This window comes from Streptomyces sp. NPDC088147 (assembly GCF_044741565.1).
GTDB lineage: Bacteria > Actinomycetota > Actinomycetes > Streptomycetales > Streptomycetaceae > Streptomyces.
Map to the genome: position 1 here is coordinate 1,308,332 of NZ_JBIUSY010000001.1, position 20,779 is coordinate 1,329,110.

Sequence of the window (20,779 nt, forward strand, 5' to 3'; positions counted from 1 at the left end):
TCCGTGACCGACGTATCAGCCCCCGCTCCCCGCCGTCCCGGCGCCCCGGCGCTCGCCTCGCTCGGACTGGCCGCGCCCGAGCCCCGCTCCGTGGACGCCTCCCCGCACGCCTTCCCCGACGGCGGCCGTTGGCGTACCGAGATCCCCTCGGTGGAGGGCCCCGAGAGTCTGGCGGAGGTCCTGAAGGAGTCCACCCGTCTCGATGTGCCCATCCACCGCGTCAGCCAGGGCAGCGGCGTCTGGATGCTCTCCGACGCCGAGATCACCGAGATGGCCGACGCCTGCGCGGCCCGCGACATCGAGCTGTGCCTGTTCACCGGGCCGCGCGGGACATGGGACACCGGCGGCTCGACCCGTACGGACTCCGGCGGCGCGGGGCCGCGCGCCCGTGGCCATGACGCCCTGGCCGGCTGTGTCGAGGACGCCCTGCGCGCGACCGGACTCGGCGTGAGGTGTCTGCTCGTCGCGGACGAGGGCGTGCTGTGGACCCTGCACCGGCTGCGCGCCCGGGGCGTGCTGCCCGCCGACACCACGTTCAAGGTGTCGGCGCTGATCGGCCCGGTCAACCCGGCGTCGTACGCGGTGTTCGAGCAGCTGGGCGCCGACTCGATCAATATCCCCTCGGATCTGGCGCTCGCGCATGTCAGCGAGATCCGCCGGGCGAGCCGCGCGCCGATGGACCTCTACATCGAAGCGCCCGACGATCTCGGCGGCTATGTGCGGATGTACGAGACGGCGGAGGTGATCCGGCGCGGCGCCCCGCTCTATCTCAAGTTCGGACTGTCGAAATCGCCCGGAATCTATCCGTACGGCGCCCAGTTGCGGGACACCGCCCTCAGCAGCGCCCGTGAACGGGTCCGCCGCGGCCGGCTCGTCCTCGATCTCCTCATCCGGCACGGCGCCGACGGCGGGATGTCGCCGCTCGGCTCCCGGCTGCCGGGTCCGCTCAGCCGCTTCCCCCAGCCACCGGACCCGTCATGACCCCGGACAGGTCATGCCCCGGACCGGCCCCGACCCCAGACAAGGACTGATGCCTCCATGCGCACTCGCCGAGCCGCACTCGCCGTCACCGCCGTATCGCTGGTCCTCTCACTCGCCGCCTGCGGGCAGAGCAGTGAGGGCGGCAGCAAGGACGACACGAAGGACAGCGGGGGCTCCACCATCGGTATCGCGATGCCCACCAAGTCGTCCGAGCGCTGGATAGCCGACGGCGCGAACATGGTCGCCCAGTTCGAGAAGCTGGGCTACAGGACCAATCTCCAGTACGGCGAGGACAACGTTGCCCAACAGGTCGCCCAGATCGAGAACATGATCACCAAAGGGGTGGACGTCCTGGTGATCGCGGCCATCGACGGCCGGGCCCTCAGCGACGTCCTCCAGCAGGCGGCCGACCGGGACATCGAGGTGATCTCGTACGACCGGCTGATCCTCGGCACGGAGAACGTCGACTACTACGCGTCCTTCGACAACGAGAAGGTCGGCGTCCTCCAGGCCACGTATCTCCTCGACAAGCTGGGTCTGAAGGACGGCGGCGAGAAGGGCCCGTTCACCATCGAGCTGTTCGCCGGATCGCCGGACGACAACAACACCCGTTACTTCTTCGACGGCGCGTGGAAGACCCTCAAGCCGTTCATCGACAAGAAGCAGCTCGTCGTTCGGAGCGGCCAGACGAAGCTGGACCAGGTCACCACCTTGCGCTGGGACGGCGGCACCGCGCAGAAGCGGATGGACGACCTGCTGACCGGGGCGTACGGCTCACAGCGGGTGGACGCGGTGCTCTCGCCGTACGACGGCATCTCCATCGGCATCCTGTCGGCGCTCAAGTCGGACGGCTACGGCACCGCCGCCCAGCCGTACCCGCTGGTCACCGGGCAGGACGCGGAGGTCGCCTCGGTCAAGTCGATCATCGCGGGCCAGCAGACGCAGACCGTCTACAAGGACACCCGCGCGCTCGCCGAGCAGGCCGTGCGGATGGCGGACGCCGTACTCCACGACAAGAAGCCGGAGGTCAATGACGAGAAGACGTACGACAACGAGGTGAAGGTCGTCCCGGCCTATCTGCTGGACCCGGTCAGCGTCGACAAGTCCAACTACCGCGCGGAGCTGGTCGATTCCGGCTACATCAAGGCGAGTGACCTGACGTGACCGCCCACACCGGCGGACCGGCCCCGATCCTGGAGATGCGCTCCATCGGGAAGACCTTCCCGGGGGTCAGGGCGCTCTCCGATGTCAGCCTCACGGTCGCCCAGGGCGAGGTGCACGCCGTCTGCGGGGAGAACGGCGCGGGCAAGTCCACGCTCATGAAGGTGCTCAGCGGGGTGCATCCGCACGGCAGTTACGAGGGCGAGATCCTCTTCGAGGGCGCTCCGTGCGCCTTCCGGGACATCAGGGCCAGCGAGGCCCAGGGCATTGTGATCATCCATCAGGAACTCGCCCTGATCCCCTACTTGTCGATCGCGGAGAACATCTTCCTCGGCAACGAGCACGCCACCCGTGGCTTCATCAGCTGGAACGACACCCTCGGACACGCGGCGTCACTGCTCGGACGGGTGGGCCTGGACGAGCGTCCGCAGACCCGGGTCGCCGATATCGGGGTCGGCAAGCAGCAGCTCGTGGAGATCGCGAAGGCGCTCGCGAAGAGGGTGAAGCTGCTGATCCTGGACGAGCCGACCGCCGCGCTCAACGACGGCGACAGCGCCCGGCTCCTGCGGCTGATCAGGGAGTTGAAGGAACAGGGCATCACCTCGATCATCATCTCGCACAAGCTGAACGAGATTGCCGAGGTGGCCGACTCCGTCACGATCCTGCGGGACGGCCGGACCATCGAGACCCTCGATGTGCGGGCCGGGTCGGCCACCGAGGACCGGATCATCCGGGGCATGGTCGGCCGCGATCTCGACCAGCGTTTCCCCGAACGCACCCCCTACGAGGGCGATCCGGGCGCCCACCCCGCGCTGGAGGTGCGCGACTGGACGGTGCACCACCCGATCGACCAGCAGCGCAAGGTCGTCGACGGTGTCTCGGTCCAGGTCCGCAGGGGCGAGATCGTCGGGATCGCGGGACTGATGGGCGCGGGCCGCACCGAACTGGCGATGAGCGTCTTCGGCCGCTCGTACGGCCGGAACATCAGCGGGACCGTACTCAAGGACGGCCGCGAGATCGGTACGCGGACGGTGCCGGAGGCCGTCGCGCACGGCATCGCGTACGTCACCGAGGACCGCAAGCGGTACGGGCTCAATCTCATCGACACCATCGGCCGGAACATCACCCTGAGCGCCCTGTCGAAGGTCGCCAGGCGCGGGGTGGTCGACGAGCACGAGGAGACACGGGTCGCCGAGTCGTACCGCGCGAGCCTGAACATCAAGGCGCCGACCGTCTTCGAACAGGCCGGCAGGCTGTCGGGCGGCAACCAGCAGAAGGTCGTCCTCGGCAAGTGGATCTTCGCGGGACCCGAGGTGCTGATCCTCGACGAGCCCACGCGCGGTATCGACGTCGGCGCGAAGTACGAGATCTACACCGTCATCGACCGGCTCGCCGCCGAGGGCAAGGCCGTCATCTTCATCTCCTCCGAACTCCCCGAACTGCTCGGCATGTGCGACCGCGTCTACACGATGGCGGCCGGCCGGCTCACCGGTGAGATCCCGCGGGCGGAGGCGACCCAGGAAGTCCTGATGCGTCACATGACCAGGAACACGAGGTAGTCGACATGGGTCCGGTCACCACCGATGCGCCGAAGGGCGACACACCGAAGGACTCCCCACCGTCGCCCCCGTCCGGGCGGAGCGGAACGGGGGCGCTGCTGCTCGACGCCGCACGCCGCAATATGCGGCAGTACGGGATGCTGATCGCGCTCGGCCTGATCGTCGTCCTGTTCGAGATCTGGACCGACGGCGTCCTCCTCAAGCCGAACAACGTCACCAATCTGGTGCTCCAGAACAGCTACATCCTGGTGCTCGCCATCGGCATGATGATCGTCATCATCGCGGGCCATATCGATCTCTCGGTCGGCTCGCTGGCCGCGTTCGTCTCCGCCGCCTGCGCGGTGATGATGGTCGAGCACGACATCCCGTGGGTGCTCGCGCTGGTCCTCGGGCTGCTCATCGGGGCGGTCGCCGGGGCCTGGCAGGGGTTCTGGATCGCGTACGTCGGCATTCCGTCGTTCATCGTCACGCTCGCCGGGATGCTGCTGTTCCGCGGCGGTACGCAGATCTTCCTGGGGTCGCGCTCGCTCGGCCCGTTCCCCGAGGGTTTCCAGAAGATCTCGACCGGCTATCTCCCCGAGATCGGCCCGGCCACCAACTACCACAATCTGACGCTGCTGATGGGGCTGGCGCTGCTGGCGTTCGCGCTGTTCCAGGAGTTCAGGGACCGGCGCCGGCAGCGGGCGTACGACCTGGAGGTGCTCCCCCGCAATCTCTTCCTCGTCAAGTGCGTGGCGCTCGCCGCCGCCGTGCTCGCCTTCACGATGACGCTGGCCAGCTACCGCGGGGTGCCGGTCGTCCTGCTGCTGCTCGCGGCGCTGCTGATCGGCTTCGGCTATGTCATGCGCAACGCCGTCGTCGGCCGTCATGTGTACGCGCTCGGCGGCAATCAGGCCGCGGCGAAGCTGTCCGGGGTCAAGGACAAGCGCGTCACGTTCCTCGTCTTCGTGAACATGGGCGTACTGGCCGCGCTGGCCGGCATCGTCTACGCGGCCCGGCTCAACGCGGGGGTGCCCCAGGCCGGGATCAACTTCGAACTGGAGGCCATCGCGGCCGCGTTCATCGGCGGCGCGTCGATGAGCGGCGGTGTCGGCACGGTCCTCGGCGCGATCATCGGCGGGCTGGTGCTCGGCGTGCTCAACAACGGCATGTCGCTGGTGGGGATCGGCACGGACTACCAACAGGTCATCAAGGGGCTGGTGCTGCTCGCGGCGGTCGGCTTCGACGTCTGGAACAAACGCCGGGTGGGCGCCTGACACGCACCGCGCACGGAGCCGTCGAAACGTACGCGCGGCGTCGCAGCACACCTGAATAGTGCTGCGACGCCGCGCCCCCGCTACCGGTTACAGCTTGCGTGCCACCGCCGCGTACCCCGGGATCGGCTCGTTGCCGGAAACCGGCACGACCTCACCCAGCCCGGGACGCCAGTCGGCGGCCAGCGAGACCCCGGGCTCGACCAGATCGAGCCCCGTGAAGAACGCGGCGAACTCGTCCCGCGAGCGGAGGGCCAGGGTCAGACCGCGCTGCCGGTACAGCGCACGGGCCTGGTCCGAGCTCTCCCGGTCGAAATCGCCCGTGGCGTGGGAGATGACGAGATAGCTGCCGGAGGGCAGCGGTTCGAGCAGCCGGCGCACCAGCTCGTACGCGCCGTCCTCGTCCGAGACGAAGTGGAGCAGCGCGATGAGGGAGAGCGCGACCGGCCGGTCGAGGTCCAGGATCGTGCCGGCGGCCTCGACGATGCTCGCCGGGTCGCGCACATCGGCCTGGACGTACTCGGTGACGCCCTCCGGAGTGCTGCGCAGCAGGGCCTCGGCGTGCCGGAGGACGATCGGGTCGTTGTCCGTGTAGACGATCCGGGAGTCGGGGGCGACCTCCTGGGCTATCTGGTGGAGATTGGGCTCGGTGGGGATGCCCGTACCGATGTCGAGGAACTGGCGCACCCCGCCTTCGGCGCAGAGCCAGCGAGTGGCGCGGTGCATGAACGCCCGGTTGACCCGGGCCATTTCGGGACCCCTCGCGTCCAGGGTGAGAAGCTGCTTCGCCATCTCCTCGTCCACCGGGTAATTGTCCTTGCCGCCGAGGAACCAGTCGTACACCCGGGCCGGATGCGGCTTGGTGGTGTCGATCGGGTCATGCCCGGTCATGTGCGCTCCATGAGTCTCAGGTCAATGAGTCGATGAGTCGAGATGCGGAGATGTGGAGATGTGGAGATGTGGGGAAAGCAAAGCAGGGGCTGAGCGGGAGCGGCCGAGCGGGTCGGCTGATGGAGCGGGGGATCAGGTGAGCAGGAAGTCCGCCTGGCCCGACTTGGCACCCTGGATGAAGGCGGCGATCTCATTGGTGGTGTAGATCAGTGCGGGGCCGTCAGGGTCGGCGGACTGCCGCACGGCGACTCTGCCGTCGGCCAGCTTCATGGCCTCGATGCAGTTGCCGCCGTTGCCACCACTCCACGGCTTGTGCCAGCCCTCGGCGCCGAGGTCGGCGGCGGGCATGCCGTTGTATATGGGATCCATTCACAGCTCCTTGCGGACATCCTTGAGGATCTCCTTCGTGCGTTGTGCAGTTGCGGCCTGGGCCGCCATCCGGTCCATGACCTCCAGGTGGGTGGCCACTTCGGGACGAGCGTCGAGATAGACGGCACCGGTGAGGTACTCGCTGTAGACCATGTCCGGCAGCTCCGGTACGGCGAAACGGAAGATCACGAACGGCCCGTAGGTACCCGGGTGGTGCCCGGTCGAGAATTCCGCGATCTGCAGGGTCACATTGGGCAGCGTGGCGGCTTCGAGCAGCCGGTCGATCTGTTCCCGCATGATCTCCGGGCTGTCCCCCACCGGGCGGCGCAGCACCGTTTCATCCATGATCACCCAGAATTTGGGCGCGTCCACCCGGGTCAGGAGCGACTGGCGTTCCATCCGGAGCGCCACATGGCGCTCGATGTCCTCCGGCCGCGCCTTCCCCACGGCGCCGGCGTTCATGACGGCGCGCGCGTAGCCCTCGGTCTGGAGCAGCCCGGGGACGAAGTGCGGTTCGTACGCCCTGAGCAGCGCGGCGGACCCCTCCAGGCTGACATACATGCTGAACCAGTCCGGCAGGATGTCGTGGAACCGCTGCCACCAGCCCGGCTTGTTCGCCTCCTCGGTGAGCTCGACGAACGCGTCGGCCTCGTCCTCGGGGATCCCGTAGGCCCTGAGCAGCACCTGTACATAGGGGATCTTGAGCGCGACCTCGGCCGTCTCCATGCGGCGTATCGTCGCCGGAGCCACGCGGAGGAGCTTGGCGGCCTCCTCGCGCTTCAGCCCGGCGCGCTCACGCAGATCCTGTAGGCGTCTGCCCAGTACGACCTGTCCCACGGTCGGGGCGGACCGCGGCTCACTCACTTTTGGGTCCTCCCCACGCACGGTTGACAGCAGTCTGCCATGTCTCCTCCACGAAGAACACGGCACTCTGAAAAATTCAGAGTGCTACTTGCCAAGTGTCCTCGGCGGGTGGAGAGTGGATCGGTGAACCAGTTCACGCGGTTGTCGCGCTCTGCCACGGGAGAGGTCTTGCGCGCGAACGCTGCTCCCCCACCGTTAGGAATCGGTCGTGGCACCTGGTAACGCGCTCACCCCCCAGCTCATAGCCCTGTGCCCTGGCAACGTTGTCCGCCGTTACGGGTTCCAATTGCCGTCTCACGCCGAGTCGGTCTGCCGCGCGAGACAGCTGACCCGCGACCGGCTCGCCACCTGGGAGGTGGACGAGGAGACCCGCGAGACCGTGGTGCTCGTCGTGTCCGAGCTGGTCACCAACGCGGTGGTGCACGCCGCCGGCGACCACGTCGTCTGCGAGATCCGGCAGACCAACGGAAAGCTGCGGATCGCGGTGGAGGACCAGGGGTACGGGCCGACGGGACCGCAGCTGCACCACGCCGAGGAAGGCGAGAGCCAGGGCGAGGGCGGCCGCGGACTGTTTCTCGTCGATTCCATATGCAGCGGCTGGGGAGCCCACGACACCTCGGGATACGGACCCGGGCGGGTCGTCTGGGCGGAACTGTCACACGGAGCGGAGCAGTCATGCTGAAGACCACGCTGCAGCGCCTTTCACGCGGCCTGCGCACCGAGTCATCTCCCGGACACGTACAGCTGCCCCTCCCGCCGACCCTGCCCGCCTCGCTGGGGTGTGACGCCGTGGGCATCCCGGCGGAGCACGGTTTCCGGCTGATGGCGCGGCTGCCGAGGAAGGGCTGTATCTTCGCCGACGCCGAATGGTGGTGGTGGATCGTCCCGGCGGGCTCGGACCTCGATCTGACCTGGCCGTCCCCGGCCCGCTATGTCGCGGGGACGAACGTGCCGGCGACGCACCCCCGGCTGATCCACTGGCCGGAGGACCCCACGCCGTACACCCCGCCGATCCCCTTCTACCTCATGGTCTGCCAGCTGACCGGCACCGCCCCGTCCTGGGAGCCGGACGGCACGGCGGGGACCGTACCGGCACGGCGGGGCTAGGACTCTCCTTCCTTTGATCATGCCGGGACCCGGCCGGCCGGTCGGCTTGCCGCTCCGGTCCCGCGACCACGGGCCGATCACATAGGCTCGTGGGCGAGATGAACAACAACCACACTTCCCTCGGCCCGAAGGCCGACAAAGAGACCGTGCGCCGGCACAATCTGAGCCTTGTGCTGCGAGCGGTACGGGACGAGGGCGAGGCGACCCGGGCCGGTGTCGCGGCGCGGGTGGGCCTGACCAGGGCGGCTGTGTCGTCCCTGGTCGAGCAGCTGCTGGACAGCGGCTTCCTCTCCGAGTCCGGCAAGACGTTCAGCGGCCAGGCCGGGCGCCCCGGCACCGTGCTGAAGGTGACGCGCACGGGGCCCGCGGGGATCGGCGTCGAGATCAATATCGACTATGTGTCGGTGTGTGTGGTCGACCTGTCCGGCACCGACCGGGTCCGGCTGACCGAACACCTCGACAACCGCGGTTCCCGCCCCTCCGATGTGCTGACCCGCTGCGCCAGGATCGCCGCCCGCACCCTGGAGTCCGCCGCCGAGCAGGACCTGCTGCCGGTCGGGGTCCAACTCGCCCTGCCGGGGCTGGTGTCGGGCGGTACGGTCCGGCAGGCCCCGAATCTCGGCTGGAACCTCGTGCCCTCCGACGAGCTGTTCGCCTCCGCGCTGGCCGAGCTGCGGCCCGATCTGCCCCCGCTGCCGGTGAGTTCGGAGAACGAGGCCAACCTCGCGGCGCTGGCGGAGCTGTGGTTCGGCGAACTCGGCCCGCTCCGTACCTTCCTCTATCTGACCGGCGAGATCGGCGTCGGCGGCGCCCTGGTGCTCAACGGCGAACTGCTGCGCGGGGCCCATGGGTTCGCCGGGGAGATCGGCCATGTGGTCGTCGATCCCGAGGGACCGCTGTGCCGCTGCGGCTCCCGGGGGTGCCTGGAGCAGTACGCGGGCCAGTCCGCGCTGTTGCGCGCGGCGGGGATCGACGAGAACGCGGGAGTGCCGGGCGTGGCCGAGCTGGGGCTGCGGGCGGACGCGGGCGACCCCCAGGCCATCACAGCCGTGGAGCGGGCCGGGCAGACACTGGGCCGGGTGCTCTCGGGCGCGGTGAACCTCTTCGATCCGGACGCGGTCGTCCTCGGCGGGATCTACCGCGAGCTGATGCCCTGGCTCTCACCGGCCGCGGACCGGGAGCTGACCGCCCGGGTGGTGTCGGGCCTCTGGGAGAGCGACAGCGGGCGGCTGCGCGGGTCCTCCTCGGCGGGGGACGCGGCACGCGGCGCGGCGGCCCTGGTCGTCCAGGCGGTGCTGGCCGATCCGGTGGCGTACGTACACCGCGAGACGCGCGGGACGGGCTGACGTACGACACGTACGGCACCTACGGCACGTACGAACACCTACGACATCGCCGGAACGCGCGCGGGACGGGCCTGTGCCGGCCCGCCGCCGCGCGCGTTCGCCGTGGGGCTCCCAGCGGCTCCTGGTCGCTCCCGGGGTCAGCGGGTCAGCGCACGCCGAGGAGGTGGTCCATGGCGAGCTGGTCGAGGTGCTCGAACGCCATGCCACGCGCGGCGGCGGCATCCACGTCGAACTCCTCGTAGGCGGCCCGGTCGGCCAGCAGCGCGGTCACGCCCTCGGGGGCGGTGGGCTGCGCCAGCTCGTCCACGCGGGACGCGCGCAGCGCCTCCTGGACGAGCGGGTCGGCGCGGAAGGACGCGGCCCGCTCCTTGAGGATCAGATAGTTGCGCATGCAGCCGGCGGCGGAGGCCCACACCCCGTCGAAGTCCTCGGTGCGCGGCGGCTTGAAGTCGAAGTGCCGCGCGCCCTCCCAGCCCGCGTTCTCCAGCAGGTCGACCAGCCAGAAGGCGGCACGCAGGTCGCCGGCGCCGAACCGCAGGTCCTGGTCGTAGCGGGTGCCGTGCTGCCCGTTGAGGTCGATGTGGAAGAGCTTGCCCGACCAGAGCGCCTGGGCGATGGCGTGCGGGAAGTTGAGCCCGGCCATCTGCTCGTGGCCGACCTCGGGGTTCACACCGAACAGGTCGGGGCGCTCCAGGCGGTCGATGAACGCCAGGGCGTGGCCGACGGTGGGCAGCAGGATGTCGCCGCGCGGCTCGTTGGGCTTGGGCTCGATGGCGAACTTGAGGTCGTAGCCCTGCTCGACGACATACTCCCCGAGCAGGTCGAAGGCCTCCTTCATCCGGTCGAGGGCGAGACGGATGTCCTTGGCCCCGCCCGACTCGGCGCCTTCACGGCCGCCCCAGGCGACGAAGGTCCTGGCGCCCAGTTCGGCCGCGAGGTCGACATTGCGCAGCACCTTGCGCAGCGCGTAGCGGCGGATGTCGCGGTCGTTCGCGGTGAAGCCGCCCTCCTTGAAGACCGGGTGGGTGAAGAGGTTGGTGGTGACCATCTCGACCGTGATGCCGGTGGCCTCGGTCGCCTGCCTGAACCGCTTGATGTGCGCTTCGCGCTCCGCCTCCGTCGAGCCGAACGGAATGAGGTCGTCGTCGTGGAAGGTCACACCCCACGAGCCGAGCTCCGCGAGTCGGTGAACCGATTCGACGGGATCCAGCGCCGGGCGGGTCTCGTCGCCGAACGGGTCCTTGCCCTGCCAGCCCACCGTCCAGAGGCCGAAACTGAACTTGTCCTCGGGGGTGGGGGTGAAGCGTTCCGTCATGACTCTGGCCGCCTTCGATACCTCAGGTCCGGCACGTGCCGACCTTATTTGTTTCCTGACATGACTAATAATGCACGGGGATGCGGGTGTGCAAAAGACCCCGCACGCGCACGGACACAGGATGATGATCGTCGGCACGGTTCCCGTGTGCCACACCATCGCGTAATTTGTTTCACTGTCGCTCAATCTGGAGGTACGCCCATGTCCCGGAACCCGGTCGTCATCGGCGTGGACAGCTCCACCCAGTCCACGAAGGCGGCTTTCACGGACGCCACCACAGGCCGGCTGCTCGCCGTGGGCCGCGCGCCGCACCGGGTGACCGGTGAGGGCGGCGCCCGGGAGACGGACCCCGAGGTGTGGTGGAACGCGCTGCGCGAGGCGGTCGCCGCCGGTCTCAAGGAGTCCGGGGTGGACGCCTCGTCCGTGACCGGCATAGCCGTCGCCGGACAGCAGCACGGTCTGGTGGTGCTCGACCGCACCGGCCGGCCGCTGCGCCCCGCACTGCTCTGGAACGACACCCGCTCCGCCCCGCAGGCGGCGGCGCTCACCGAGGCGCTGGGCGGCCCCGACGCCTGGACGGCGCGCACGGGCTCCGTACCGGTGGCCTCGATGACCGCCTCCAAATGGCAGTGGCTGCGGGAGAACGACCCCGCCATCGCCGAAGCCACGGCGGCCATCCGGCTCCCCCACGACTTTCTCACCGAACGGCTCTCGGGCACCGCGGCCACCGACGCCGGTGACGCCTCGGGCACCTGCTGGTACTCCACCGCCACCGGGGAGTACGACCCCGAGCTGCTGGCGCTCCTCGGTCTCGACGCCGATCTGCTGCCCGCGGTCGCCACGACCGGCGCCGCGCGCGTCGGCTCGCTCACGGCCGGCTCCGCGGCGGAACTGGGCCTGCCCGCGGGCATCGCCGTGGCCGCGGGCACCGGCGACAACATGAGCGCGGCCGTCGGGCTCGGCTTCGGCGGCGCCGGGCTGCTGGACCATCCGGTGCTGAGCCTCGGCACGTCGGGTACGGTCTTCGCCGCCACCCGCACCCGCCCCGGCTCCCCCGCGCTCGCCGGGTTCGCGGCGGCGGACGGTACGTATCTGCCGCTGGCCTGCACACTCAACTGCACGCTCGCCGTCGACAAGGTGGCCTCGCTGCTCCGGCTCGACCGTGAGGACGCGGTGCCGGGCGGCGAAGCCGTACTGCTCCCCTACCTGGACGGCGAACGCACCCCCGATCTCCCCGCCGCCTCGGGCCTGTTGACCGGGCTGCGCCATGACACCACCCCGCAGCAGCTGCTGGGCGCCGCCTACGAGGGCGCGGCCGTCACCGTACTGCGCGCGCTGGACGAGGTGCTGCGCGCCTGCGGCCTCGACCCCGCCGCCCCGGAGGTCGCGGGCCGCCCGCTGCGCCTGGTCGGCGGCGGCGCGCAGGGCCGGATGTGGGTGGACACGGTCCGCCGGCTCTCCGGCCGCCGGGTGATCGTCCCGACGAGCGGCGAGCTGGTCGCGCTGGGCGCCGCCGCGCTGGCCGCGGGCGCGGCGACGGGCGAGGACCCGGTGGCGATCGCGACCTCCTGGCGGACCGGCGACGGGCCCGAACTGCCCCCGGTGGAACGGGACGTGGAGACCTGGGAGCGCGTGGGATCGGTCCTGGACAGGGCGGCGCCGAGCCTGCTGAGCTGAGCCGGTGCGGGCGCTCGGACCGGTCGCACCGCGCCGAGCGTCCGCCGTCGGTCGTCGTCGGCCCGGCCGTGGCCGGCTGTCAGCCCGGTCGTGGCCGCCGTCAGTCCGGCCGTATCCCGCCGTCAGTCCGTCGTCAGGCCGCCCGCCGCCCGTGCCAGCGCGTCGAGCACCGGACGGATCAGCGGGTGCGCCTCCGCGCCCCGGCGGACGGCGGCGAAGACCCTGCGGGTCGCGGCCGGGCCCGCCACGGGGCGTACGACCGTCCCCTTCAGCTCCATGCCGCGCAGCGCGGAGCGCGGGACCAGCGCCACTCCCGCGCCCGCGCCCGCGAGGGCGACGACCGCGCGGAAGTCGTCGGAGGAGTGCGCCAGCCGCGGCTGGAAGCCCGCCAGCTCGCAGGCGAGCTGGATCACGTCATGGCAGGGGTTGCCGGGGTACGGGCCGATCCAGTCGCTGTCGGCCAGTTCGGCGAGCACGACCTCGGCGCCCAGGCCGAGTGGATGCGCGGCCGGCAGGACGGCGTCGAACGGCTCCGCGTACAGCGGCACCCGCCACAGCCGCAGATCGTCCTCGCGCGGGGCGCCCCGGTACTCGACCGCGACCGCCAGATCCGCCTCGCCGTCGAGCACCATCGGCAGGCTCTCGTCCCCCTCGGCGTCCCGTACGCGTACGCGTATGTCGGGGTGCGGTCCGCCGAGCAGCTGAAGGGCCGGGGCCAGCACTTCCGCGATGCCCGTGGCGAAGGCGGCGACCGTGACCTCGCCCGACGTGCCGCCCGCGTACGCCGCGAGCTCCGCCTCGGCGCGCTCCAGCTGGGCGAGGACGGCGTGCGCGTGGGTGAGGAGGATCTCCCCGGCGGCGGTCAGCCGTACGCCCCGGCCGCTGCGGGTCAGCAGCGCGTGCCCGGTCTCGTGCTCCAGCGCGGCGAGCTGCTGGGAGACGGCCGAGGGGGTGAGATAGAGCGCGGCGGCCGCGGCGGTCACCGTACGGTGGTCCGCCACGGCCCGCAGGACGCGCAGGCGCCGGGGGTCGATCACCCGGCCCATTTTGCCAGGTCTGCCCGGAACTCCACCCCCACGGGCATCGGCCGCCCCACCCGCATCGGCGCTCAGCCCTCCCGCTTCATCGCCTCGCGCGCGTCGACGAACGCCGCGACCGCCCGCTCCACATCGTCCGTGGAGTGCGCGGCGGACAGCTGGACCCGGATCCGCGCCCGGCCCATCGGGACGACGGGGTACGAGAAGCCGATCACATAGACCCCGCGCTCCAGCAGCAGTTCGGCCATCCGGCCCGCCTCGGCGGCGTCGCCGATCATGACGGGAGCGATGGCGTGGTCACCGGGCAGGATCTCGAACCCCGCCGCCGTCATCTCCGCGCGGAAGAGCGTGGTGTTGGCGTTCAGCCGGTCCCGCAGTTCGCCCGCGCTCTCCAGCAGGTCGAGGACCTTGATCGACGCGGCGGCGATGACCGGCGCGAGGGAGTTGGAGAAGAGATACGGGCGCGAGCGCTGGCGCAGCAGCGCGACGATCTCCGCGCGGGCCGCGACATAGCCGCCGGAGGCGCCGCCGAGCGCCTTGCCGAGCGTGCCGGTGATGATGTCGACTCGGTCCATGACGCCGTGCAGCTCGGGGGTGCCCCGGCCGCCGGGGCCCACGAAGCCGACGGCGTGCGAGTCGTCGACCATGACCATCGCGTCGTACCGGTCGGCGAGATCACAGATCTCGGCCAGCGGGGCGACGTACCCGTCCATCGAGAACACGCCGTCCGTGACGATCAGCCGCCGACGGGCGTCCTGGGACTCCTTCAGCCGGGTCTCCAGCTCGGAGAGGTCGCGGTTGGCGTACCGGAGGCGGCGGGCCTTCGAGAGCCGGATGCCGTCGATGATGCTGGCGTGGTTGAGGGCGTCGGAGATGACGGCGTCCTCCGGGCCGAGGAGCGTCTCGAAGACACCGCCGTTGGCGTCGAAGCAGGAGGAGTAGAGGATCGTGTCCTCCTGGCCGAGGAACGCGGAGAGCCGCTGCTCCAGCTCCTTGTGGATCTCCTGGGTGCCGCAGATGAAGCGTACGGACGCCATGCCGTAGCCCCAGCGGTCGAGCGCGTCCTTGGCGGCGGCGACGACCTCGGGGTGGTCGGCGAGCCCAAGGTAGTTGTTGGCGCAGAAGTTGAGGACATCACCGGGGGCGCCGCCCTCGGTGACGGCGACGGAGGCGCTCTGCGGCGTCGAGATCACCCGCTCGGGCTTGAAGAGACCCGCGTCGCGGATCTCGTCGAGGGTGGCGGAGAGGTCGTCCCGGACGGACGCGTACATGGAGGGCTCCTTCTTCTGGGGCTCTGCTCAGGGGGCTCTGGGCTGGGCTCTGGGCTCTGGACTCGGTGCGCCGCGGGGGCCGGGAGGCGGTCAGGCGCTCCAGTCGAGAATGATCTTGCCGCTGCGCGCGGAGGACGCTTCGTCGAATGCCGCGTCGAAGTCCTCGTAGCCGTAGCTGCCGGTGATGACGGGCGTGAGATCGAGTCCGCCTTCGAGCAGGACGGTCATCGCGTACCAGGTCTCGAACATCTCGCGTCCGTAGATGCCCTTGACCGTGATCATCGAGGTGACGATCTTCGACCAGTCGACGGCGAACTCCTCGGCGGGCAGCCCGAGCATGGCGATCCGGCCGCCGTGCGTCATGTTGTCGACCATGTCGCGCATGGCCTCGGGGCGTCCCGACATCTCCAGGCCGACATCGAAGCCTTCCTTGAGGCCGAGCTGCCGCTGAGCGTCGGCGATGCCGACATCGGCGGGCGAGACATCGAGGGCGAGCGTGGCGCCCACCTTGCGGGCGAGTTCGAGGCGGTGCGTGCTGACGTCGGTGATCACGACATTGCGCGCACCGGCGTGCCGGGCGACGGCCGCGGCCATGATGCCGATGGGGCCCGCGCCGGTGATCAGCACGTCCTCACCGACGAGGGGGAAGGAGAGCGCGGTGTGGACGGCGTTGCCGAACGGGTCGAAGATCGCGGCGACATCGAGATCCACCTCGGCGCGGTGCACCCAGACGTTCGCGGCGGGCAGGGAGACGTACTCCGCGAAGGCGCCGTCGCGGCCCACACCGAGCCCGACGGTGCTGCGGCAGAGGTGCCTGCGGCCGGCGAGACAGTTGCGGCACTTGCCGCAGACGAGATGGCCCTCGCCGCTGACCAGATCGCCGACGGCGACGTCCTGTACGGCCGAGCCGACGGCGGCCACCTCGCCGACGAACTCGTGGCCGAGGACGCGGGGGGTGGTGACGGCCTGCTGGGCCCAGCCGTCCCAGGAGCGGATGTGCAGGTCGGTGCCGCAGATGCCGGTACGGAGCACCTTGATCAGTACGTCACCGTCCCCGTACTCCGGCTCGGGCACATCCGTGAGCCACAGCCCCGGCTCGGCCTTCTGTTTGACAAGTGCCTTCATGGGCGCGGCTCCCGGGGGGTGGTGGTGCGTGGTGCAGGGCGCTGAACGGTGATCACTGTTCGGTGGTCGGGCACCAATCTGCCGAGTGGTGATCGTTCAGTCCATCGAGGATTTCTTAAGCGGCCCAACAGCGGAGCTTCACGCGCCGCGGCGCGCCGGGAAGACGACCGGCCTGGCGGGCAGGCCGAGGTGCTGCGCCGCGTCCCCGACCAGGGTCTTCGTCGGTGCGGGGGGTCAGAGCTGAGTGCCACCGCCGTCCACGGCGAGTTCGGCGCCGGTGGTGTAGGTGGCGTCGAACGCGAGAAAGAGCGCGGCCTTGGCCACTTCGGACGGGGTCCCCAGTCGCAGCATGGGGATCTGTGCGACAAGCGCCGTCGTCTCCTCGGCCGACTGCCGCGGCAGTGACTTGTCCGTGATCCTGGTGTCGATCGGGCCGGGGCTGACCGCGTTGACACGTATTCTCCGCGGGAGAAGTTCACGGGCCAGGCTGCGGGTCATCGAGCGCAGTGCCGCCTTGCCGGCCGCGTACGCGCTCAGCATCGGCAGGCCCAGCACGTTGACGGCCGAGGTCGTGAGCACCACCCCGCTGCCCTCCGCCAGCAGCGGAGCGAACTTCTGCACGGTGAAGTACGGTCCCTTGGCGTTAATGGTCAGCAGGTGGTCGTACAGCTCCTCACTCGTTGCCTCGAACGGTGCGGAGCCGGTGACACCGGCATTGGCGAACAGGGCGTCGACCGTGCCGAACTCGGCCTGTACCCGGTCAGCCAGCGCATCGATATCTGGCAGTGACGCCGCGTCGCTGCGGACCGCGATCGCGTTCTCGCCGAGCTGGTCACGGGCGGCATTCAGCTTGTCCTGGTCGCGCCCGGTGATCAGCACGCGCGCGCCTTCGTCCACGAGTGACCGGGCGGTGGCCAGGCCCAGGCCACTGCTGCCTCCCGTGATGACGGCCTTCTTGCCCTCGTATCTGCCCATGTCGAACATCTCCTGTCTGTGGAATAGGCGTGTTGGTTCTCGCCCCGGCGGGTGGGGCGCGGCGCGGTGGTCAGTGAAGACCTGGCCGCAGGCTGATCACGACCTTGCCGTGGACGTGACGTCCGGCTTGCAGTGCCACGGCATCGTGGATCTGCCCGATCGGGAAGGTCGCGGCGATCGGTACGGTGATCGCGCCGGCGAGGATCGCGTCGCTGATCCGCTCCATGACGTCCGGGCTCGCGTCGAAACCACCGGTCGCGCGAACGCCGCCGGGAGGATTGGGTCCCGCGGCGATCGTGGAGATCCGCTCGGGCGGCACGCCGAGCGCGAGCGCGGTCTCGGCCGTTTCGATGCCGAACAGGTCGGTCGCCGCGGTCACGCCCTCCGGGGCCAGGGCCCGTACCCGGTCTGCCAGTCCGGGGCCGTAGGCCACGGGCTCGGCGCCGAACCGGCGCAGGAACTCGAACGTGCCCTGCGCGGCGGTCCCGATCACTCTGGCGCCGGTGAGCTTCGCGAGCTGTACGGCGAACACGCCCACGCCGCCCGCGGCGCCGCCGACCAGGACGGTGTCGCCGGACCGCAGGTCGATCGCGGCCAGCGCGGCGGCGGCGGTCATGCCGGCCACCGGAAGCGTGGCCGCCACCTCGTCGCTGATGCCCTCCGGCGTGTGCCAGAGCGGCTCGTGCGCCTCGGTGGGCGTCCTGACCACCACGAAATCGGCAGCGGCCCTGCCCTGCGCGCCGCCGTGGACACGGTCGCCCACAGCGAAACCCGTGGCGTGGGGGCCGACCTCGTCGACGACCCCGGCAAAGTCGTACCCGAAGCCGGACGGCACGCTGGTGCCGAACCGGGCCGCGACCTCGGGCTGCGAGGCGATGCCCCAGTCCATGGGATTCAGACCGGCGGCCGTGACATGGACACGGACCTCGCCCGGCCCGGCATGGGGTTCCGGAACCTCCCGCAGCTCCAGCACTTCGGGACCACCGAACGTCTCGTAGACAACAGCCCGGCTCATGAGTACCTCCAGCAGACAGAGTGACGGGACTTGGTCCCATCACCATACATCGGTGACGGCACCAAGTCCCGTACGATGTCCCCCATGGCCCGCTGGCAACCCCACGCACCCGAGCGACTGCTCGTCGCCGCCCTGGAACTGTTCGAGGAACGGGGCTACGAGAACACGACGGTCATCGAGATCACCGAGCGCGCCGGGCTGACGAAGAGCACCTTCTTCCGGCACTTCCCGGACAAGCGGGAGGTGCTCTTCGGCGGGGGCACGATGACCGGACTGCTCGTCGACGGGATCGACACGGCACCGGCCGGGGCCGGACCCCTCGAAGCGGTAGCCCATGCTCTGGACGCGATCGGCAGGGAAGCCTTCACCTCCGATCGTCGCGAGTTCAGCGCCCGGAGGTCGGCAGTGATCGCCGCCAACCCGGAATTGCGTGAACGCGAGGCACTGAAGGAACGCGGCCTCATCGCATCGATGATCGACGCACTCAAGCGCCGCGGCGTTCCCGACCTGACCTCTCGCGTAGCCGCCGAACTGGGCGCGCTCGCCTGGAAGATCGCCTACGAGCGCTGGAGGGACACGGCCAACCGCGACGACTTCGCCGAACTCGCGCGGCGGACACTCACCGAAGTGCGGGCGGCCGGCGCCTTGTGCTGACGGCGGGCTCTCGGCACGGACACTCGCGGCGTTGTCGGGGTCACCCCAGTATGTCCGGCACTGGGGCGACCCTCCTCCGTGCGCTCGCACGCACCGGACGCCGCCGAAGCGCGCCCTCCGGGCGGACGGCGCTCCTTTGAAGACAGGCCCTAGCGGTACGTACAGTCTCCGCGGCGACGCGCACGCCGGCGGTCCCGGAGCGCCCGCCCCGATCTCAGAGGGTGCGGTCGCCAGGGTCGCCGGACGGTGAGCGTGCCGGGCACCGGGCCACCCTGCGCGGGGACGTCCGTGCCGGGCCATCCGTCCGCGGCGGCCGGCTCCACGGCCCGGCCGCCGGGCTCGGGACGCGCCGGCGGTACGGCGACGGGGGCGGTGGTCCGCTGTCCGGGCACCCGCGCCACGGGCGTCACCGTCATCGGCGCCGTCATCGCGGGCGCTGCCACCGCCGTACGTGTCAGCAGCACCACGCCCCGCGCGGCGAGCACCGCGCCGATGAGCGCCGCCGTCACGCCCGGGACGCCGCCCTGGAGGCGCTCCCCCAGCAGGGCCAGCCCGATGACGGCCGCCGCGAGCGGGTTGGCCAGGGTCAGGACGGCGAGCGGCGCTCCGAGTCCGCCGCGGTAGGCGCGCTGTGACAGCAGCAGACCGCCGGACGCGAAGGCCGCGACCACCAGTGCCACGGCCGCCACCTGCCACATCGGCAGCGCGTCCGCGTCGCGCGCGGTGGCGGCGACCGTGACCGTCTGGGTGAGGGCCGAGGCGACGCCCGAGGTGATGCCGGAGGCCGCGGCGTGCCGGAGGCCGGACCCTGCTCCCGGCCGGGCCAGCAGGGCGACCAGCGCCATCGCCACGCCCGCGACACCGAGCGCCTGCGGCAGGCTGAGCGTCTCGTCGGGGGAGCTGCCGGCCGCCGTGAGCAGGATGGCCGCGAGGCCGACCAGCGTGAAGGCCGTGCCGCGCCACTCGCCCCGGCTGACCTGCCGCCCGGCCCGACGGGCCCCCAGGGGTACGGCGGCGACGAGGGTGAGGGCGCCCAGCGGCTGGACGACCGTGAGCGGTCCGTAGGTGAGCGCCACGACATGCAGGAGCGCGCCGGTCGCGTTCAGCCCGACCGCCCACCACCAGGCGCCGCGGGTCAGCAGGGTGAACAGCCCGGCGTCCGGTGCCGTACGGGCCGCGAGCCGCTCCTGTGCCACCGCGGCGGAGGCATACGCGACGGCCGAGACCAGCGACAGCGCCACGGCCACGGCCGTCGCCCCGTTCACCGGCCGGCCCCTGAGGTGACGGGAGCGACGGGTGCCACGGGCGGGAGCTGCGCGGCGGCGGAGCGTGCGACCAGCGAGCCGCGCCGCGGGGACCGGGGACGTGGCGCCCTGATGGCGGTCAGTGTGCCGGTGAGCAGGGCGACGGCCACGAGGGCGTCGAGCCAGTAGTGGTTGGCGGTGCCGATGACCACGAGCAGCGTCAGCAGCGGGTGGAGCAGCCAGAGCCACCGCCACCGTGACCGCGTGGCGGCGATGAGGCCCACGGCCACCATCAGGGCCCAGCCGACGTGCAGCGACGGCATCGCCGCGAACTGGTTCGCCAGCGCGTCCGTGCCGGGGCTCTCGCCGTACACCGTCGGCCCGTACACCTGGCCGGTGTCCACCAGACCGGACGCCGCGAGCAGCCGCGGCGGCGCGAGCGGCATCAGCAGATGGAGGGCGAGCGCGGCCCCGGTCAGTACGGACAGGACGCGCCTGGCCCACAGGTAGTGGCCGGGGCGGCGCCAGTAGAGCCAGCCGAGGAAGAGCACCGTCGCCGGGAAGTGCACCGTCGCGTAGTACGTGTTCGCCAGGTGGACGAGCGTCCCGCTGTCCAGCAGCACGCCCTGTACGGAGCCCTCGCCCGGCAGATGGACCGCGCGCTCCCAGTCCCAGACGCGGTCGGCGTTCCGGAAGGCCTCGCCGGTCCGGCCGGTGGCGGCCTGCCTGCCGAGTTTGTAGACGAGGAAGAGTCCGGCGACGAGCAGCAGCTCACGTACGAGGGGCGGTCGGGCGGAAGTGTCCGGCTTCCGTGCGGCGGGCCCGGTGCGGGTGTGTATCACCCGACCCCCTTACCTGGGCAACACGGCGTGACAGGACGTCGTGGTGGTGCGGCGGCGCGGTCTGGACCGCGCCCTATCGATACGCCAGTGTAC

General features: G+C 70.8%; 20 protein-coding genes. 9 read left to right on the forward strand and 11 right to left on the reverse strand.

The features are described from left to right. The first annotated feature begins 3 nt into the window (after positions 1-3). The 4 genes from ACIOGX_RS04805 to mmsB are packed head-to-tail and all read left to right on the forward strand — an operon-like array spanning position 4 to position 4,957. The gene (locus tag ACIOGX_RS04805) at positions 4-981 is read left to right on the forward strand and encodes a hypothetical protein (protein ID WP_356510914.1); all 978 of its coding nucleotides are present in this window, start codon (positions 4-6) and stop codon (positions 979-981) included. A 57-nt stretch (positions 982-1,038) separates the two neighbouring features. Then, a complete protein-coding gene (gene chvE / locus ACIOGX_RS04810) occupies positions 1,039-2,145 on the forward strand; it encodes a multiple monosaccharide ABC transporter substrate-binding protein (protein WP_383965127.1) in 1,107 nt (368 codons plus the stop codon). 35 nt (positions 2,146-2,180) lie between these two features. Continuing rightward, positions 2,181-3,701, forward strand: coding sequence for a multiple monosaccharide ABC transporter ATP-binding protein (gene mmsA / locus ACIOGX_RS04815; RefSeq protein ID WP_401910555.1), 1,521 nt, complete (start codon positions 2,181-2,183; stop codon positions 3,699-3,701). 5 nt (positions 3,702-3,706) lie between these two features. Then, entirely contained in the window at positions 3,707-4,957 is a 1,251-nt protein-coding gene (gene mmsB / locus ACIOGX_RS04820; RefSeq protein WP_384773183.1) for a multiple monosaccharide ABC transporter permease, read from the forward strand. A gap of 87 nt (positions 4,958-5,044) precedes the next feature. On the opposite strand, the gene ACIOGX_RS04825 is transcribed toward mmsB, so the two are convergent. The 3 genes from ACIOGX_RS04825 to ACIOGX_RS04835 form a co-directional block, all read right to left on the reverse strand. Further along, entirely contained in the window at positions 5,045-5,845 is an 801-nt protein-coding gene (locus ACIOGX_RS04825) for an SAM-dependent methyltransferase (RefSeq protein WP_356510920.1), read from the reverse strand. 132 nt (positions 5,846-5,977) lie between these two features. Next, positions 5,978-6,214 (reverse strand): DUF397 domain-containing protein, encoded by a 237-nt coding sequence (locus ACIOGX_RS04830; RefSeq protein ID WP_030350290.1) that lies wholly within the window; start codon positions 6,212-6,214, stop codon positions 5,978-5,980. Next, the gene (locus ACIOGX_RS04835) at positions 6,215-7,078 is read right to left on the reverse strand and encodes a helix-turn-helix transcriptional regulator (protein ID WP_129772408.1); all 864 of its coding nucleotides are present in this window, start codon (positions 7,076-7,078) and stop codon (positions 6,215-6,217) included. A 208-nt stretch (positions 7,079-7,286) separates the two neighbouring features. Here ACIOGX_RS04835 and ACIOGX_RS04840 point away from each other — a divergent pair, with 208 nt between their 5' ends. From ACIOGX_RS04840 to ACIOGX_RS04850, 3 genes are all read left to right on the forward strand, one after another. Then, positions 7,287-7,760 carry an ATP-binding protein gene (locus ACIOGX_RS04840; protein ID WP_356510922.1) on the forward strand — a complete coding sequence of 158 codons (474 nt, stop codon included), beginning with the start codon at positions 7,287-7,289 and terminating at the stop codon, positions 7,758-7,760. Next, a complete protein-coding gene (locus ACIOGX_RS04845) occupies positions 7,754-8,185 on the forward strand; it encodes a hypothetical protein (RefSeq protein ID WP_129772410.1) in 432 nt (143 codons plus the stop codon). The genes ACIOGX_RS04840 and ACIOGX_RS04845 overlap by 7 nt, the downstream gene beginning before the upstream one ends. Positions 8,186-8,283: 98 nt before the next feature. After that, the gene (locus ACIOGX_RS04850) at positions 8,284-9,531 is read left to right on the forward strand and encodes an ROK family protein (RefSeq protein WP_356511134.1); all 1,248 of its coding nucleotides are present in this window, start codon (positions 8,284-8,286) and stop codon (positions 9,529-9,531) included. 145 nt (positions 9,532-9,676) lie between these two features. Here the strand turns inward: ACIOGX_RS04850 and xylA are convergent, their stop codons facing one another. Then, a complete protein-coding gene (gene xylA, locus ACIOGX_RS04855) occupies positions 9,677-10,846 on the reverse strand; it encodes a xylose isomerase (protein ID WP_129772411.1) in 1,170 nt (389 codons plus the stop codon). A gap of 201 nt (positions 10,847-11,047) precedes the next feature. On the opposite strand from xylA, the gene xylB reads away from it, so the two are divergent. Further along, positions 11,048-12,523: a xylulokinase gene (gene xylB / locus ACIOGX_RS04860; RefSeq protein ID WP_401759927.1), complete on the forward strand. Its 1,476-nt coding sequence runs from the start codon at positions 11,048-11,050 to the stop codon at positions 12,521-12,523. Positions 12,524-12,645: 122 nt separating this feature from the next. Here the strand turns inward: xylB and ACIOGX_RS04865 are convergent, their stop codons facing one another. From ACIOGX_RS04865 to ACIOGX_RS04885, 5 genes are all read right to left on the reverse strand, one after another. Continuing rightward, positions 12,646-13,560 carry a LysR family transcriptional regulator gene (locus ACIOGX_RS04865; RefSeq protein ID WP_356510930.1) on the reverse strand — a complete coding sequence of 305 codons (915 nt, stop codon included), beginning with the start codon at positions 13,558-13,560 and terminating at the stop codon, positions 12,646-12,648. A 71-nt stretch (positions 13,561-13,631) separates the two neighbouring features. After that, a complete protein-coding gene (locus ACIOGX_RS04870) occupies positions 13,632-14,831 on the reverse strand; it encodes a glycine C-acetyltransferase (RefSeq protein WP_401910308.1) in 1,200 nt (399 codons plus the stop codon). A gap of 90 nt (positions 14,832-14,921) precedes the next feature. After that, entirely contained in the window at positions 14,922-15,956 is a 1,035-nt protein-coding gene (gene tdh / locus ACIOGX_RS04875; protein ID WP_356510936.1) for an L-threonine 3-dehydrogenase, read from the reverse strand. A 234-nt stretch (positions 15,957-16,190) separates the two neighbouring features. Continuing rightward, the gene (locus tag ACIOGX_RS04880; protein WP_401910311.1) at positions 16,191-16,931 is read right to left on the reverse strand and encodes an SDR family oxidoreductase; all 741 of its coding nucleotides are present in this window, start codon (positions 16,929-16,931) and stop codon (positions 16,191-16,193) included. 70 nt (positions 16,932-17,001) lie between these two features. Beyond that, positions 17,002-17,946: an NADP-dependent oxidoreductase gene (locus tag ACIOGX_RS04885; RefSeq protein WP_401910314.1), complete on the reverse strand. Its 945-nt coding sequence runs from the start codon at positions 17,944-17,946 to the stop codon at positions 17,002-17,004. Between the two features lie 84 nt (positions 17,947-18,030). Here ACIOGX_RS04885 and ACIOGX_RS04890 point away from each other — a divergent pair, with 84 nt between their 5' ends. Continuing rightward, positions 18,031-18,600: a TetR/AcrR family transcriptional regulator gene (locus ACIOGX_RS04890; protein ID WP_383965150.1), complete on the forward strand. Its 570-nt coding sequence runs from the start codon at positions 18,031-18,033 to the stop codon at positions 18,598-18,600. Positions 18,601-18,749: 149 nt separating this feature from the next. Here ACIOGX_RS04890 and ACIOGX_RS04895 read toward each other — a convergent pair whose 3' ends face one another. After that, entirely contained in the window at positions 18,750-19,865 is a 1,116-nt protein-coding gene (locus tag ACIOGX_RS04895) for a hypothetical protein (RefSeq protein WP_401910317.1), read from the reverse strand. Next, positions 19,862-20,686, reverse strand: coding sequence for a phosphatase PAP2 family protein (locus ACIOGX_RS04900; RefSeq protein ID WP_401910320.1), 825 nt, complete (start codon positions 20,684-20,686; stop codon positions 19,862-19,864). The genes ACIOGX_RS04895 and ACIOGX_RS04900 overlap by 4 nt, the downstream gene beginning before the upstream one ends. Positions 20,687-20,779: the final 93 nt, after the last annotated feature.